Origin of the sequence: Pelomonas sp. KK5, from assembly GCF_001984095.1 — a bacterium.
Taxonomy (GTDB): domain Bacteria; phylum Pseudomonadota; class Gammaproteobacteria; order Burkholderiales; family Burkholderiaceae_C; genus KK5.
The window spans coordinates 1-2,695 of record NZ_LYVQ01000408.1; the positions used below are offsets into that span (position 1 = coordinate 1).

Genomic DNA, 2,695 nt, shown 5'->3' on the forward strand with positions numbered 1-2,695 from the left:
GACCCGACCCCGCCGGTCGACACGACGAAGCCCTCGGTGCTGGTGAAGCCGGTCACCGCGACCTCGTCCGCGCTGGAAAACGGCGGCATGCCCGCCACCAATGCGATCGACGGCAAGCCCGACACCCGCTGGGCCAGCGCCTTCGACGACGGCGCGTGGATCCAGTTCGACTTCGGCGCCAAGACGGCGCTGGGCTCGATGAAGCTCAGCTGGGAGAACGCCTACGGCAAGTCCTATTCGATCCTCGCCTCCGACGACGGCAAGACCTGGACCCAGCTGCGCTACGTGGCCGAGGGCCACGGCGGCACCGAGGAATTCCTGAACCTGGCGGCCAGCCCGCGCTATGTGCGCATCCAGGGCGTGGCCCGCGCCACCCAGTACGGCTACTCGCTGTTCGAGGTCGAGTTCCGCTCGCCGGGCAGCGACAACTCGATCGCCGAGACCACGACCTCCGCGCTGAAGTTCCCCGCCAGCGGCTCGGCGATGACCGCGCTGCCCAGCGCCGCGGAGCCGCTGGAGACGCTGCAGTTCACGCTGCCCGACGGCACGCTGGTGACCCGCTTCGGCGTGCGCGGCTTCGCCCGCCACGGCCGCGAGCGCGGCGAGGAATGGAACGAGATCGGCTACGGCCCGAACGAGACGGTCGACCCGGCCACCGGCCTGCCCGTCGACAAGGGTCCGGGCAACTACCTGACCTTCGTGCCGCAGTACTTCAAGAACCGGACCTGGGGCTTCGAGGTCATCGACAACAGCCGCGTGGCCGGCGTCACCCAGCCGACGCTGACGGTCAACCAGTACAACCAGGTGGACTTCCTGCCGGGCGGCGTGGCCTTCTTCCGCGCCTTCGACCGGCCCGGCGTCACCGGCTACGGCTGGATGGCGCCCGGCGAGCTGGCCGACCAGAGCGTCACCGTCTGCAAGCCCGTGCCCTATCCGGCCAACGGGAAACTAGCCAGCGCCAACGGCGTCAACAACGGCTGCACGATCCGCATCAAGGGCTATCCGGGCCATGGCGACCTGGGGGCGGATGGCTTCCCGAACGGCAAGGACGTGCCGGGCCGGCCGCTGGTGCAGGGCGACGTGATCGAGGTCTCGCCCTCGTTCTTCTCCACCACGGCGGCGATGCAGGCCATCGGCGACAACGGCGGCATCCGCTACTACGCGCAGGAGTGGATCTACGTGGTCGGCGCGGGCCTGAAGCCCTGGTACGGCGTGCAGCCGCGGCTGAACTCGGTGCCGCTGCCGGAGGCGACGCTGTCGGGCGGGTCGGGCTCGGTGTCCTACAACTACTCGGACAACAGCCTCTTCATGTTCCAGCAGCCGCCCAACAACGTCGGCATGCAGAACATGCAGCGCTTCGTCGAGGGCCGCCGCCTGGTGCACACCAACTTCACGACCGGCGACCACAACGAGCCCGGCAACGACCGCTACACGCCGGCCGTGGGCCTGCAGGGCACGCGCTTCAACCAGTCGGCCTGCATCGCCTGCCACGTCAACAACGGCCGCAGCCCGGCGCCCGCCGCGCTGAACCAGAAGCTGGACACGATGTCGGTGCTGACGGCCACCCTCGACGCATCCGGCAAGCAGCTGCCGCACCCGCGCTACGGCACCAACCTGCAGATGAACGCCCGCTCCGCCAGCGGCGCTCCGCAGGACTGGGGCAATGCGGCGCGCGTGGCCGGCTTCGACACCCGCAGCGTCAAGCTGGCGGACGGCACGGCGGTCGAGCTGCGCTCACCGAAGCTGGCCTTCGACGGCCCGGTGCCGGCGCTGTACTCGCTGCGCGCCGCGCCGCCGATGATCGGCGTGGGTCTGCTCGAAGCGGTGCCCGAGGCCGACATCCTGGCCCGCGCCCGCAGCACGCCGGACGAGGACGGCGTCAAGGGCCAGGCCAACTATGTGTTCGATCCCGAGACGGGCACCGTGCGCCTGGGCCGCTTCGGCTGGAAGGCCGCCAAGGCCACGCTGCGCCAGCAGGCGGCCTCCGCGCTGCTGCAGGACATGGCGGTCGCCTCGCCGGTCTATCCGAGCCGGGATTGCACCCGCGGGCCCGATGCCTGCGCCACGGGCGCGAAGACGGCCGGCATCGCCGAGGCCGATCTGCAGTCGGTGACGCGCTACCTGTCGCTGGTGGCCGTGCCGGCGCAGCGCAGCCTGGCGAGCGGCTTCCCGAAGGGCGTGGCCCCGCTGGACGAGCACCGGGTCGACCCGCTGCAGGTCAGCGCCGGCTCCAAGGTGTTCGCGAGCCTGCGCTGCACCGCCTGCCATGCGGCCGAGATGAAGACGGGCTCAGGCCACCTGTTCGCCGAATTGCGCGGCCAGACGATCCGGCCTTTCACCGACCTGCTGCTGCACGACATGGGCTCGGGTCTTGCCGACAAGTTCGCCGAAGGCCAGGCCGGCGGCGCGATGTGGCGCACGGCGCCGCTGTGGGGCATCGGCTATACCGAGAAGGTGATGGGAGCCGGCGGGCAAGCGGGCAATCTGCATGACGGCCGGGCGCGCAACCTGAGCGAGGCGATCATGTGGCATGCCGGGGAGGCGGACAAGTCTCGTGCTCGATTCGAGCAGTTGGGTGCGTCGGACCGCGAGGCCTTGCTTGCGTTCTTGCGGTCGCTTTGAGGGATGTCTCGGGTTTGCATCGCTGCGGCCTGGGCGGCCGCGGGGCTCGGCGGTGGCGGTCTCCCCTGCGGGT

Annotated in this window: 1 protein-coding gene; it reads left to right on the plus strand. The window is 70.5% G+C overall.

Features of this window, described 5'->3' with window-relative positions; all coding sequences use genetic code 11:
• Positions 1 to 2,622: di-heme oxidoredictase family protein (locus B0W88_RS31060; protein WP_077038330.1), on the plus strand; the 2,622-nt coding region annotated here is incomplete at its 5' end.
• Between the last annotated feature and the right edge of the window lie 73 nt (positions 2,623 to 2,695).